The sequence below is a fragment of the Bacteroides sp. AF39-16AC genome, assembly GCF_003602735.1.
In the GTDB taxonomy this organism is placed as follows: domain Bacteria; phylum Bacteroidota; class Bacteroidia; order Bacteroidales; family Bacteroidaceae; genus Bacteroides; species Bacteroides uniformis.
The window spans coordinates 240,047-253,585 of the sequence record NZ_QTLN01000002.1; the positions used below are offsets into that span (position 1 = coordinate 240,047).

At 46.1% G+C, this 13,539-nt stretch carries 8 protein-coding genes; all 8 read left to right on the top strand.

Translation table 11 applies throughout. The features are described from left to right. Window positions 1–19 precede the first annotated feature (19 nt). The 8 genes from DW039_RS03165 to DW039_RS03215 all read left to right on the top strand — a co-directional run bounded on the left by DW039_RS03165 (window position 20) and on the right by DW039_RS03215 (window position 13,490). Complete coding sequence (locus tag DW039_RS03165; protein WP_120381691.1) at window positions 20–3,091, top strand: efflux RND transporter permease subunit; 3,072 nt, start codon at window positions 20–22, stop codon at window positions 3,089–3,091. Next, window positions 3,088–4,560, top strand: a complete 1,473-nt coding sequence (locus tag DW039_RS03170) for a TolC family protein (protein WP_005823863.1) — start codon at window positions 3,088–3,090, stop codon at window positions 4,558–4,560. Before DW039_RS03165 ends, DW039_RS03170 begins: the two co-directional genes overlap by 4 nt. Beyond that, on the top strand, window positions 4,560–7,766 hold the full coding sequence (locus DW039_RS03175) for an efflux RND transporter permease subunit (RefSeq protein WP_120381692.1): 3,207 nt from the start codon (window positions 4,560–4,562) through the stop codon (window positions 7,764–7,766). The genes DW039_RS03170 and DW039_RS03175 overlap by 1 nt, the downstream gene beginning before the upstream one ends. A gap of 48 nt (window positions 7,767–7,814) precedes the next feature. Then, entirely contained in the window at window positions 7,815–8,465 is a 651-nt protein-coding gene (locus DW039_RS03180) for a hypothetical protein (RefSeq protein ID WP_008665573.1), read from the top strand. An 801-nt stretch (window positions 8,466–9,266) separates the two neighbouring features. Next, a complete protein-coding gene (locus DW039_RS21185; RefSeq protein ID WP_016272559.1) occupies window positions 9,267–9,443 on the top strand; it encodes a hypothetical protein in 177 nt (58 codons plus the stop codon). Window positions 9,444–9,515: 72 nt separating this feature from the next. Further along, on the top strand, window positions 9,516–10,955 hold the full coding sequence (locus tag DW039_RS03190; RefSeq protein ID WP_229076145.1) for a hypothetical protein: 1,440 nt from the start codon (window positions 9,516–9,518) through the stop codon (window positions 10,953–10,955). 154 nt (window positions 10,956–11,109) lie between these two features. Next, window positions 11,110–11,511 carry a DUF3244 domain-containing protein gene (locus DW039_RS03195; RefSeq protein ID WP_227232470.1) on the top strand — a complete coding sequence of 134 codons (402 nt, stop codon included), beginning with the start codon at window positions 11,110–11,112 and terminating at the stop codon, window positions 11,509–11,511. A 1,130-nt stretch (window positions 11,512–12,641) separates the two neighbouring features. Continuing rightward, the gene (locus DW039_RS03215; protein ID WP_035450030.1) at window positions 12,642–13,490 is read left to right on the top strand and encodes a formylglycine-generating enzyme family protein; all 849 of its coding nucleotides are present in this window, start codon (window positions 12,642–12,644) and stop codon (window positions 13,488–13,490) included. Window positions 13,491–13,539: the final 49 nt, after the last annotated feature.

The following is a 13,539-nucleotide window of genomic DNA, read 5'->3' on the forward strand; positions in this document are numbered from 1 at the left end:
TTAAATTCATAATTGAAAATTGATAAAGTTCTTGATACAGCGGCCTATTGCCGTACTGATGGCATTTACAGCATGCTTCATTGTCGGGCTGGTGACTTACTTCACCTTGCCGGTATCCTTGCTGCCCGATATTGCCATCCCGGAAATTACAGTGCAGGTGTCGGCGCAGAATACCTCGGCGCGTGAATTAGAGAATACGGTGGTGAAACCTCTGCGGCAGCAGCTCATCCAGGTGGCGAAACTGAAGGACATGGACAGCGAGACGCGCGATGGTGCAGGCATCATCCGCCTGGGCTTCGACTTCGGTACGAATACCGACCTTGCCTTCATAGAAGTGAACGAGAAGATTGACGCCGCCATGAACTATCTGCCCAGGGATGCCGAACGCCCGAAGGTGATAAAGGCAAGTGCGACGGACATTCCTGTCTTCTACCTCAATCTGACTCTAAAAAATGACAGTGCATACGGCAAGGTGGACGAACGCGCGTTTCTTGATTTGTGCGAGTTTGCCGAAAATGTCATAAAGCGTCGCATCGAGCAGTTGGCGGAAGTGGCAATGGTGGATGTCACGGGTTTGGTCGAACGCCAGTTACAGATTGTGCCCGACCCGGATAAGCTTGCTGTGTTGGGGTTCTCCATTGAAGACATAGAAAACGTGCTGGCGCAAAACAACGTGGAGCCGGGCAGCATGACCGTGCGCGACGGCTACTACGAATACAACATTAAGTTCTCCACCCTGCTGCGGACAGAGGAGGACGTGAAGGGCATCCTGCTGCGAAAGGAAGGACGTATCATCCGCTTGGGAGACTTCTGCCGGGTAGAGATTGTTCCTGCCAAGGAGAAAGGTGTCTCCATGAGCAATGGCAAGCGTGCCGTTACCCTTGCCGTCATCAAGCAGGCGGACGAGAATATGGAAGACATGAAGCTTGCCATCAACAGCACGATGGACTACTTCAAGAAAGTATATCCCGACATTGATTTTAGCATCAGCCGTAACCAGACGGAGTTGCTGGACTATACCATCTCCAATCTTCAGCAAAATTTGTCGTTGGGTTTCCTGTTCATCTGCATTGTGGCGGTACTCTTCTTGGGGGATGTCAAGTCGCCGTTCATCATCGGGTTGAGTATGGTGGTATCTATTGTCATCTGCTTCCTGTTCTTCTACTTGTTCAAGATGTCACTCAATATCATTTCTTTGTCGGGATTAATCCTGGCGTTGGGTATGATGATTGACAGCAGCATCATTGTGACGGAGAACATTTCGCAGTATCGCGAACGGGGCTATTCGTTGCGGCGGGCTTGCGTGACGGGAACGAGTGAGGTGATTACGCCCATGCTGAGTTCGTCGCTGACCACTATTGCCGTATTTGTGCCGCTGATATTCATGAGCGGCATTGCAGGGGCGTTGTTCTACGACCAGGCATTCTCTGTTACGGTGGGGCTGCTGGTTTCCTACTTCACGGGTATCATGCTGCTGCCGGTCCTCTATATGCTGGTCTACCGGACGGGGTTGCGCGGCAGGTCGTGGTTCTCCCGCATCCGCATCAACAATCCGTTGAAGGAACATACGCTGGACCGTTTTTATGATGCGGGCATCGACTGGGTATTTTCCCATAAGACGGTAAGTATCATATTCTGTGTGGTTTCTATTCCTCTTTGTGTCTTTCTGTTCTATTCCATAGCCAAGGAGCGTATGCCGCAGATAGACCAGAATGAACTGATAGTCCATGTGGAATGGAACGAAAATATACATGTGGACGAGAACCGGCATCGTGTGAATGTGCTGTTCGGACAGTTGTTGGACAAGACTGTGGAACAGACGGCTGCCATAGGCCAGCAGGACTATCTGCTGAACCGTGAGCAGGCTCTCTCTTCTTCGGAGGCAGAATTGTATTTCAAGACTTCCTCGCCTGACGGGATTGCTCCCTTGCAGAAGCAGGCGGGCGAGTGGCTGACACGGGAATATCCGTTGGCGACAGTCTCCTTTTCTCCACCCGAAACCGTGTTCGAGAAGCTTTTCGTGACCGGGGAGGCCGATGTGGTGGCGGAACTTTATGCCCGTAACAAGGAGAAGGCGCCGGCGGCGGAAGAATTGCGCGGACTGGAACAACAGTTTGCGGAGCTTACGGGGACAGCGCCCGTAGGTATCGCTTTCGAGAACCAGATTGACATAAGCATCCTGCAGGAAAAGCTGTTGCTCTATGACGTTTCGTATGACGAGCTTTACCGTACGCTGCGGACGGCATTCAAGGAGAACAGCGTAGCTATGCTCCATTCCTACCAGCAATACCTGCCTATCAGCATTGTGGGCGAGGAGCGGACAGTGAATGAGGTGCAGCAGCAGACATTGATACAGACCCGTCCGGACAGTAAGGGCGAAGTGGAGTATATTCCGCTTCGGGAGCTGGTAAAGGTGCGTCCGGCCGAGGATTTGAAAACGATTACGGCAGGACGCAACGGTGAATATATACCGTTCCGTTTCTATGAAGTGGACGATGCTCCGGAGTTGATGGAAAAGGTGAAGCGGGAGGCAGATGCCACGGGTGACTGGGATACGGCCTTCTCCGGCAGTTTCTTCTCCAACCGCCAGATGCTGGACGAGTTGGTGGTGATTCTTTTCATCTCTATCCTGCTGATGTATTTCATTCTTGCCGCCCAGTTCGAAAGCTTCGTGCAGCCGCTCATCGTGCTGCTGGAAATTCCGATAGATGTGGCGTTTGCCCTGCTTCTGTTGTGGATATGCGGGCATACCTTGAACCTGATGTCTGCCATCGGACTGATAGTGACGTGCGGTATCATCATCAACGACTCCATCCTAAAGCTGGATGCCATTAATGAATTACGGAGGGCTGGTATGCCGTTGCTCGAGGCCATCCACGAGGCGGGGCGCAGAAGGCTCCGGCCCATCATCATGACATCGCTCACCACCATTTTCGCTATGGTTCCGCTGCTGTTCTCGTTCGACATGGGCTCGGAGCTGCAGAAGCCGCTTTCCATAGCGATGATTGGGGCGATGTTCGTGGGGACACTGGTCAGTCTGTTCATCATCCCGTTGATATATTGGTTTATTTATAGAAAAGAAAGAGCATGAAGAAATTAAGTCTTATACTTTTGTTCAGTCTGGGAGCCCTTTCCGCTTTTGCCCAACAGCGGATAACGCTCGATTTGCAGCAGACCATTGCCCTGGCGAATGACAGTTCGCTGGAAGCCTTCCGCACCAAGAACATGTATCTGGCCGGTTATTGGGAATACCGCACCTATAAGGCAAACCGCCTTCCCAGCCTGACGCTGAACATGACTCCGGCACAGTACAACCGTGATATCACCAAGCGTTACGACTCCGAACAGGACCTTGACATCTATCGCAGCCAGCAATCCTTCTATGCATACGGCAATCTTGCCGTCAGACAGAATTTCGACTTGACGGGCGGTACGTTCTATCTGGATACGGAGCTGGGCTATATGCGGAGCTTCGGTGGAAACAAGTATACCCAGTTCACCAGTGTTCCGGTTCGTTTGGGCTACTCGCAGAGTCTGGTCGGTTACAATCCTTTCCGTTGGGAACGCAGGATTGAGCCGCTGAAGTACGAAAAGGTGAAGAAGGAGTATATTTACAATGCAGAGCGAGTATCCGAGCAGGCCACTACCTATTTCTTTGCGCTTGCCATGGCACAGGCGGAATATGACTTGGCCAAGGACAATGCCGTCTCCACCGATACCCTCTACCGCATCGGCATGCAGCGCTTGAAAATAGCCGCCATCAGCCGTGCCGACCTGCTGACGCTGAAACTCGACGTGGTGAATGCCCGCAATACTTTGCAGAATGCCGCCAGTGCCTTGAAGCGCGCCATGTTTTCGTTGGCATCTTTCCTGAATATGGAGAAGAACACGGATATCAGGGTGTCGCTTCCGGGACGTCCGAGGGCGCTGACCATACCGGTTGATGAGGCTTTGCTGGCCGCTCAAGCCAACAATCCGGAATTTCTGGGGCTTCGTCAGGAAGTGCTGGAAGCCGAGCAGACAGTAGACAAGACGAAGAAGGAATCGCGCTTCAACGCCAGCATCAACGCCAGCGTCGGCTTCAACCAGGTGGCAGAGAAATTCGGTGAAGCATACAGGCATCCCATGCAGCAGGAGATGGTGTCGGTCAGTGTCTCCATTCCACTGGTGGATTGGGGCGTGAGGAAAGGCAAATACAACATGGCGAGGAACAATCTGAACGTGGTGAAGACTTCTGCCCGGCAGAGTGAAATCAGCATTGAGGAGGAGGTTATCATGACCGTCAGTGACTTCAACGTCCAGCAAGCCCTCGTCGCCAGTGCCGAAGAGGCCCTCGACCTTGCCATCCTGGCGTATAACGAAACCCGCCAGCGCTTCATTATCGGCAAGGCAGACATCAACAGCCTGACCCTCTCGCTGAACCGCCAGCAGGAAGCGCAACGCAATTACATCTCCGCCTTGCAGGACTACTGGCTGAATTATTACAAGATACGGAAACTGACGTTGCACGACTTTGCCAGCGGATTTTCGCTGTCGGAAAAATTTGATTATAATAACTGATGAAACGAGTTTCTTCCTTCACCGTCATAGTGGCGTTTGTCTGCCTTGCTTTGGTAGGGGTGGCGTTGATACCGCTGCTCCCCGTCAAGCTGAATCCGTCACGCAGCCTGCCCGGCTTCACGGTGGGTTTCAGCATGCCTGGCACTTCGTCGCGGGTGGTGGAGATGGAAGTGACCAGCAAGCTGGAATCCATGCTGGCGCGTATCCGCGGAGTGAAGCGGCTGAACTCCACCTCGGGCAACGGCTACGGCAACATTACTGTGGAGCTGGACAAGCATGCCGATGTCGAGGCAGTCCGCTTCGAAGCTTCCACCATCATCCGGCAGACGTGGCCCCAATTGCCCGAAGGTGTCAGCTATCCCACCATTCACATGAAAGTGCCCGACGAGAACGCCTCACGCCCCTTCATGTCCTTCACACTGAATGCCCCTTCCACTCCGATATTGATTCAGCAGTATGCCGAGGAGCATATCAAGCCGCGGCTGGCAAATATTCCGGGTATCTATAAGGTGGAACTCAGCGGTGCCACGCCCATGGAGTGGAGACTGGAATATGACAGTGAACAGTTGCGCTTGCTGGGTGTGACCCTATCGGACATCAGCGAGGCAGTACAGCGGCATTACCGGAAGGAATTTCTGGGTACGCACAATGTGGATACAGGTAACGGTAGCCGGGAATGGATACGCCTGGCACTGGTGCCGGAGAGCAACTCCCTTGGTTTTAATCCTGCTGCCATCACCGTGACGGCTACCGACGGGAAACTGCTCCGCTTGGACGAACTGGTGTCGGCTGTCCGTATGGAGGAGGAGCCGCAAAGCTATTACCGCATCAATGGGCTGAATTCCGTCTATCTATCCATTACTGCGGAAGAAACTGCCAACCAGTTGCAACTGAACCGTGCCGTGATGGACGAGATGGAAGCTGTTCGGCAGGTACTTCCTGTCGGATATGAAGTGCATACCAGCTATGATGCGACCGAGTACATACGGGAAGAACTGGACAAGATTTACTTCCGTACCGGCTTGACGGTACTCATCCTGCTTGTATTCGTATGGCTCATTACTCGTAAGTTGAAATATCTTTTTCTGATAGTTACCAGCCTGGCTGTAAATATAGCGGTGGCACTTATCTTCTACTACCTCTTCGGACTTGAGATGCAGCTTTATTCGCTGGCGGGTATCACTGTCTCGCTGAATCTGGTGATAGACAGTACCATTGTCATGACCGACCACATTCTGCACCGGCGTAATCTCAAGGCCTTCCTGTCGGTGTTGGCGGCAACCCTCACTACGATGGGTGCGCTTGTTATCATTTTCTTCCTTGACGAGAGGATACGGCTCAACCTGCAGGACTTTGCAGCGGTAGTGATCATCAATCTGGCTGTTTCCTTGATGGTGGCATTGTTCTTTGTTCCGTCGATGATTGAGAAGATAGGACTGGTGAGGCGGATTACGGGGAAGAAAAGGCGTCTTGTCTTGCCGGGGCTGACGCAAACATTCAAAACAAGGTTGGGACGGATTTTCAGACGTTTCCCCGTTTATTTCTCCTGCTGCTACTCTGCTCTCATCCGTTTTTTGTGCCGTTGGCGCTGGGCTGTATGCCTGCTGTTACTGTTGGGTTTCGGTCTGCCCGTTTTTCTGTTGCCCGACAAACTGGAAGGAGGGGGAAAATGGGAAGCTGCTTACAATAAGGTATTCGGTTCGGATACCTATAAGGAGTCGGTGAAACCCGTTGTGGACAAGGCGCTGGGCGGCAGCTTGCGGCTTTTCATACAGAAGGTGTACGAAGGCAGTTACTTCACCCGTAATGAGGAGGTGGTGCTCTATGCCAACGCCAACCTTCCCAATGGCAGCACCCTCGAGCAGATGAACACTTTGATGAAACGTATGGAGACCTACCTCAGCCGGTTCAAGGAAATCAGGCAGTTTCATACTTCCATCTACAGCCCCCGGCGTGCCAGTATGCAGATTTATTTCAAGAAGGAAGCCCGGAACAGCGGTTTTCCCTATACACTGAAAGCCAATATGATAAGCAAGGCACTGGAACTGGGAGGCGGCAGCTGGGGCATCTACGGATTGCAGGACCAGGGGTTCAGTAATGACGTCCGCGAGAGTGCCGGCTCCTACCGCATCAGGATGTACGGCTACAACTACGACGAACTCTATGAGTGGGCGGAGAAGCTGAAGGCCAAGCTGCTGACGCACCGGCGTATCAAGGAAGTGCTCATCAATTCGGAGTTCTCCTGGTGGAAGGATGACTATCAGGAATTCTACTTCAACCTGAACAAGGAGCGCATGGCGCAAGAGGGCATCGACGCGCAAGTGCTTTTCTCTGCGGTGCGCCCCATCTTCGGCAAGAATCTGGAGATTGGCTCGGTAGCGGCCGAGCAGGGAACGGAGAAAATCAAGCTCTCTTCCCGCCAGTCTGCCGAATATGACATCTGGGCGATGCAGTTCTTTCCCTATGGAGTAGGAAACAGCAAGCATTACAAGCTTTCCGAACTGACTACTGTGGAAAAGGGACAGATGCCGCAGGAGATTGCCAAAGAAAACCAGCAGTACCGCCTCTGCCTGCAATACGAATATATCGGCTCCAATGAGATGGGCAACAAGATACAGAAACGTGACCTGGAGGAGTTCAACAAACTGTTGCCGATGGGTTATACAGCCGAGTCGGACAGCAACAGTTGGTCATGGGGCGAGAAGGACAACCGCCAATACCTGCTTCTGCTGGTGGTGATAGCCATCATCTTCTTTACGACCAGCGTTCTGTTCAACTCCCTGAAGCAGCCGCTTGCCATCATCTTTGTGATTCCGGTTTCTTATATCGGGGTATTTCTTACTTTCTATTGGTTCCGGCTGAACTTCGACCAGGGCGGTTTTGCCTCGTTCGTCCTGCTGTGCGGCATCACGGTGAATGCCAGCATCTATGTCCTGAACGAGTACAACAGCATCCGACGTCGTTTCCCCCGTCTTTCCGCTCTTCGTGCCTACGTCAAGGCGTGGAATGCGAAGGTCGTTCCTATTTTCCTCACGGTAGTTTCTACCATTCTGGGATTTATCCCTTTCATGATAGGTGAGGACAAGGAGGCTTTCTGGTTTCCATTGGCGGCGGGTACCATTGGCGGACTGGTGATGTCCGTCATCGGTATCTTCTTTTTCCTGCCGGTTTTTGTGCTGAAACAGCGTGATTTTCTTAGGAAATGATTACCTTTGCTCGATTTTGTTACCTGAATGGATACTTGAATTTTAAATATGGAAAGTGCGGAGTACTCTTTGGATGAGTTATTATGTCAGTCTCTTCTGTTGTTTCGTCAGTATCGGTTTTATGATGCTCCAGAATGTGGAGAAAAGGCATTCCGGATATTGGAGGAAGCCCATGTATGGATGGGGCGTACGCAAGAGTGTGTGGATATGGCGAAATGGGGGTGCGTGATAGAGTGTCTTGCGCAGAAATACTACATAGAAGATGATACGGATGCGATTCTGGAAGAAATTGATGCTGCCTTGGTTGCGCATTGGAAGAGGATAGAGAAAATCCATGCAGAAGTCACCACCGTTTATTTATGGCTGGGGTACTATTTCCTGCTACGTTTCAGAAACCGGGAATCCCGTTCCCATTCCCGTTGTAAACAGATAATGTCCAGCTTGTTGTGTGCTTTGGTCGAAATCTTCCGTAAGGTGGAGAAGGGGGGAGCCCCGACAGAAGTCTTGTCACATCTTTCGGTAGATGTTTGGGGAGAGACCGTCTGCTGGATGGAGCAGGTACATGATTCCCGTCTTTGCGAGAAGCAGTCGTCAGCTTTGCTGGCACAACTCTATAACCTGAAAAGTGTGGAGTTGGAAAAAGGTCTGGGAAAGCAGGATGCTTTGCTCCAGCAGATTCTGGAGTTTTATTGCTTTTAAGGGAAAATTATCTCTGCTTAGTTTTATCATTTCTGCTTCCACACTTCCACCTACTTCCTGCATCCCTTTATTCATCGGCATTACAAGTGCTGTGGAAGCAACTCAAAAAGGTGGAAGCAACTTTTGCTTCCACAGCGGAAATACGCCGAAAAGTAAGTTAATATCTTGTTTGTTAGTGTATTAATAGAATGTACAGCATTTTGCAAATATCTTGTTTACACGATATGCGTTTCGTGTAAACACGGTATTAACTTCGTAAAAGACCGTTTACCGATAGACTGCAGCTGGGCTCATAATAGGAATAAGATAGGTGCACAGTATGGGGAAACTATGAGTATAATAGGTGTTCAACGGTTATGAAGCACCTTGTTGACGGTCGTTAGTCGAGTGGTTGACGGCCGTTGGCAGAGCGCATCACGGCCGATAGGCGCTGATAACTCCGTACAGAAAATGGAAAGGAAGCCTATGTAAGGGGAAACAAGCTCTGAGCTATTTGTTTTGTTTGCCACATTTATCTTGTTTTTGTACATTGTTGAAGCGGTTTTTTGTATCTTTGAAGGGAGAGGCCGTAAAAAAGCTTATTCTCATCCAAAGTTTAATTATATATACATGGATTATGAAGCGATGTATAGTACTGTTCATAACATTCTGCTGTGCAGTTGTTTCTAATGCGTAGACAAATGGCATTGTGACTGATGGGGAAAAAGGATTGCCGTTGGCTGGTGTGAATATTTATCTCCAAAAGGATTCTGTGGGCATAGGAGTTATACGTAATGATAATCTGGTAAAGAACATGTTCATATGAAAAAACTGCTATATCTTGGGCTTTTGTCCGTTTGTGTACTGTTAGGTTCTTGCGTAGAGAAGAACGTATCCAATGTTTTTGATAAGGTAGAGAGGTATATGGATGTATATCCTGACAGTGCATTGCTGCTGTTGGAGCAAATTCCTCATCCGGAGGAGCTTCGTGGGAAGTAGCGGGCGGACTATGCATTGCTGCTAACGCAAGCACGTGATAAAAACTATCTGGATAGTTTGCAGTCGGATTCGTTGATAAAAATTGCGGTAGATTATTATAAGGATGATGGTGTAAAAGCAGGAAAGGCATTGTTTTATTATGGTAAAGTGGCAGCTTTGCAAGATAATGATACATTGGCTATACAAGCTTATTTGAGCGCTTTGGCTAAATTGGAGAAGACGGAAGAATATAAGTTGCAGGGATTTGTACATGAATATATCGGTGTTTTGAATACGGACAGAAAGCTATATAAAGATGCTCTCGACAATTATCAAAGTTCAGCGTATTGTTTTCAAAAGGCTGTTGATACTTTAGGAGTTATATATGTTTATCGGGATATTGCTCGTATTTATTATGTAGAACAGAAATATGACAGTGTTTATAATTACATTAATCGTGCTTTGTCCTTGTGTGAGAAAAAGAAAGGATGTATCAGTTTTGAACGGGTAATCCCTTCTTTATTACAAGTAAAAGGGATTGCCAAAAGAAATGAAGGGGATTTGGGAGATGCAATAGCCCTGTTGAAAACTGCGGTAGAGACTGAACAAGATAGGCATTCTATGCATCACTGTTCAATGTCATTGGGGAATATTTATTTGAATCTAAATAAGTTGGATGAGGCTGGAAGATGTTTCGCTTTAGCTTTGAATTCTGAAAATCCTCGTACTCTGGCGGGTGCATATCACTATTTGTATCTGTTGGAAAAGAAACAGAAAAAGTATGCAATGGCTCTCTATTTCAAAGAAAAGTCTGATTCGTTGTTAGTCATTGAACGGGATGCTAAACAAACATCTCAAATTTTGACTTTGCAACGTAAATATGAAAGAGGAAAACTTCTTTTAGAAAAGCAACAGGTTGAACGTGAAAAGCAAATACAGCTTTATTTTTGGATAGCAGTAGTCTTGTTTATTATACTGCTATGCATTGTTTTGTATTTTCTTTTGAGAAAGAGATATGAAGGACTGTTCCGGAAGAATATGCAAATAATAGAAGAAAATGAGTGCATGATTAAACGATATGTTTATGAACTTGATGTGTTGAAACAAAGGGCAGGTGAGATGGCAGAAACAAATAGAGAGAAGATTGCTAAATTGAACCAAAAGATTTTGCTATTGGAGAGTGAGAATAAAAAAATAAGTGAAAATGTATGTGTAAATGGCGTTTATCTCTTGGAACAATTGAAGAAGGAAAAGCTGATTGTGAAGAATATGACCAACCAGGAGAAAGAACAACTCCTTGAATATATAGATTTAATATATGGTAATTTTATTTCTCGGTTAAAGAAAGATTTTAAATTAACTAGTGGCAACTTGATGTTGTTGGCTTTGCTTAAAGTAGGTTTCACTTCCAGTGAATTGATGTTCACTTTTGACTGTGAGATGAATTCCATTTTTACGAAGAAACGGAGGTTGAGGGGAATCTTAAGTTTGGATACAAATGATAAATTGGAAGAATTTGTAGCTCTTTACTAGAATAATCGCTTGATTTTCGTCCACTAATTTAGAAATGTTTTTACTGTCATCTTATTGGTGTATAGAGTATTGACTTGTCTTGTGTTGTCCACTCGTATTTTCTCTAAGAAGTGATTGAATGGCTATCTTTGTAACATTCAAAACTAAAGATACTATGAAATCATTTTTTATTTTGTTAAGTTTATACTACTTTCTTGTAGTAAATGTAGTAAGTGCAGATTCAGTTACTTTTCCTTCGAGAGTAGAAATCGTCATGGATGAGGATTTTGATTTACCGGGTGGTCCGGGGAATGCTCATCGTTCTATTCCTTCAGCTACTCCTTTTTTAGCATTTTTGAATGATGACCATTCCATTGATTTGGAATTCTATCAATCGATAGGTGAAGTGGAAATTGCAATTTCTCAGAATGGGAATGTTGTTTACTCCTCTGCTGAGAATATAGACTCTCCTATATTAAGAAAAGTACAGTTACAGCAAGGTTTAGGTGGTGATTTTTTACTTGAGATAAAGGGCGCGGATGGGGCTTATGCATTCGGTAGATTTACTGTTCATTGATTTGATAATGAATATATAACACTATGAAACAAATCTCATTTTGCATCACTTGCATGAACCGGCTTATTATCGACGAAGTCATAGTGGGAATATGGTTTTTAGGTTAGCGAGTCGGTATGTAATCTGGATGCAGATAATTATCTGGGGAAAGGCTTTGCAGAGTTCGTGATGAAGAAGTTTGAGAATGAAGAAAATATATTCTATATCAGTACTCTTTGTAAACGTGATGTTTTTGGACGAATATGTTTGAAGAAGCGAGGCTTTATTGCAATGAAAGGTTATAATGAGGCTTTGGTAGGCTATGGATTTGAGGATGCAGAATTTTATGATGGTCTGGAGTCGTAATCAGGATATGAAGTCGGGTGAAACTTGTTCGTTTTTAGCTAAAGAAAAGATTGTATAACGCTTCTTTTTAGTAAGAAGCATAATAATTATTTACGTATGAAAAAAAAATTGTAGTGTATGTCTTGATGGCTTTTATAGCTCTATTTTTAATATTTAGATTCGTGTCTATATCAAATAACATAAGTCTGCAAAGAGGAATTGTTAGAAGTGTATCTGCTACAGAGCATAATGATATTGTAATAGAGTTGGAGAATGATTCTTTTTATTATATAAATAGAGGTATGGAAAGTGAAATAAATTATGAATGGTTTCAGAATTATTTGCCAGGCCATGAAATAGAGTTGTATATTCAAAATGAACATTTATTTGGGTCAAATAGTAATCGTATTGTTGAAGTAAGCATAAATGATTCTTGCATATATAAGAAGTGATTTATATTTATTCGCAAGAAAACAGTTGTATGCCAAGAAGGTGATAACTTGTTTGATAAAGAGAACAATCAGCATATTCAAATTCGGGGAGTTAGTTCGGATGGATGTTTTTTTGCTTTATTACAACCGGATGAACTTAGCGATGATAATCAACAGAGAATGGGAGTTGAAGAAGAAGGTAACCCCATAATAGCTGTTCTTTATTAAGAAGTTGATATAAAGATGAAACTGTTTTCCCATGAAGTGTGAAAAATATATCTATGAATAGTTCGTAATTCATTTGTTTTTAGTATGTTTGTGCTATTCGTATATATAGTATGAAATACTAAGGAAGAGAATGTTCTTAATGAAAGTATGAAAAGAAGAGTTAAAGCATTGACTGTTGTTTTGGCAATATGTCTTATAACTGTTTTTATTCGATGTCAGTCGAATGAAACTCCTATTCAGCAACTTGTAGTTGTTGTGAATGGGGATTCTATTGAGATGGTTTTTGTGAAAGGAGGTACATTTATGATGGGATGTACAGATGAGCAGGGATGTGACTGTGAGGATAACGAGAAACCAGCACGTAAGGAGTCGGTATCTGATTTTTACATAGGAAAATATGAAGTTACTCAAAGGCTGTGGAGGGCGGTTATGGATACTGATTCCATTTTGCCGTTTAATGGGGGATGCGGAGATTGCCCGATGGAAAATGTAAGCTGGAAAAATGCGCAGGAGTTTATCGGTAGATTAAATGCTATGACCGGTAAAACATTTCGTCTTCCGACTGAGGCCGAATGGGAATACGCAGCGCGTGGTGGACACAAAAGTAAGCACTATAAATACAGTGGCAGCAATCAGGTAAGTGAGGTGGCTTGGTATGTTGGGAATTCCTCTGGCGGACAATATGGAGAAGCTGGAACTACCCGTCCGGTAGGTCTGAAAAAAAGCAATGAATTGGGATTGTATGATATGAGTGGCAATGTTTGGGAGTGGTGCGGTGATTTGTACACTAAAGAATACAAGCAAGGTGGTAAGTCTATCCATCCGGGATGGCCTTTTGAGGGTACTTATCTTTTTTTCCGCCGAATATTGCGAGGTGGAAGTTGGGGAGGAACAGCAGAGGGGTGTCGGGTGTCGTACATTGATTACGACATTGAGAATTATAGTGACGAGTATGGAGGTTTTCGCCTTGTGATGGAGCCGGAATCGATTAAATAATGTAATTAATGATGATAAGTGATATTTTACTACTTTCAGAGTAATGAAT

Coding starts and splice junctions, on each gene's coding strand:
- DW039_RS03170 (WP_005823863.1), top strand. CDS start 3,088: ATGAAGAAATTAAGTCTTATACTTTTGTTCAGTCTGGGAGCCCTTTCC.
- DW039_RS03175 (WP_120381692.1), top strand. CDS start 4,560: ATGAAACGAGTTTCTTCCTTCACCGTCATAGTGGCGTTTGTCTGCCTT.
- DW039_RS03180 (WP_008665573.1), top strand. CDS start 7,815: ATGGAAAGTGCGGAGTACTCTTTGGATGAGTTATTATGTCAGTCTCTT.
- DW039_RS21185 (WP_016272559.1), top strand. CDS start 9,267: ATGAAAAAACTGCTATATCTTGGGCTTTTGTCCGTTTGTGTACTGTTA.
- DW039_RS03195 (WP_227232470.1), top strand. CDS start 11,110: ATGAAATCATTTTTTATTTTGTTAAGTTTATACTACTTTCTTGTAGTA.
- DW039_RS03215 (WP_035450030.1), top strand. CDS start 12,642: ATGAAAAGAAGAGTTAAAGCATTGACTGTTGTTTTGGCAATATGTCTT.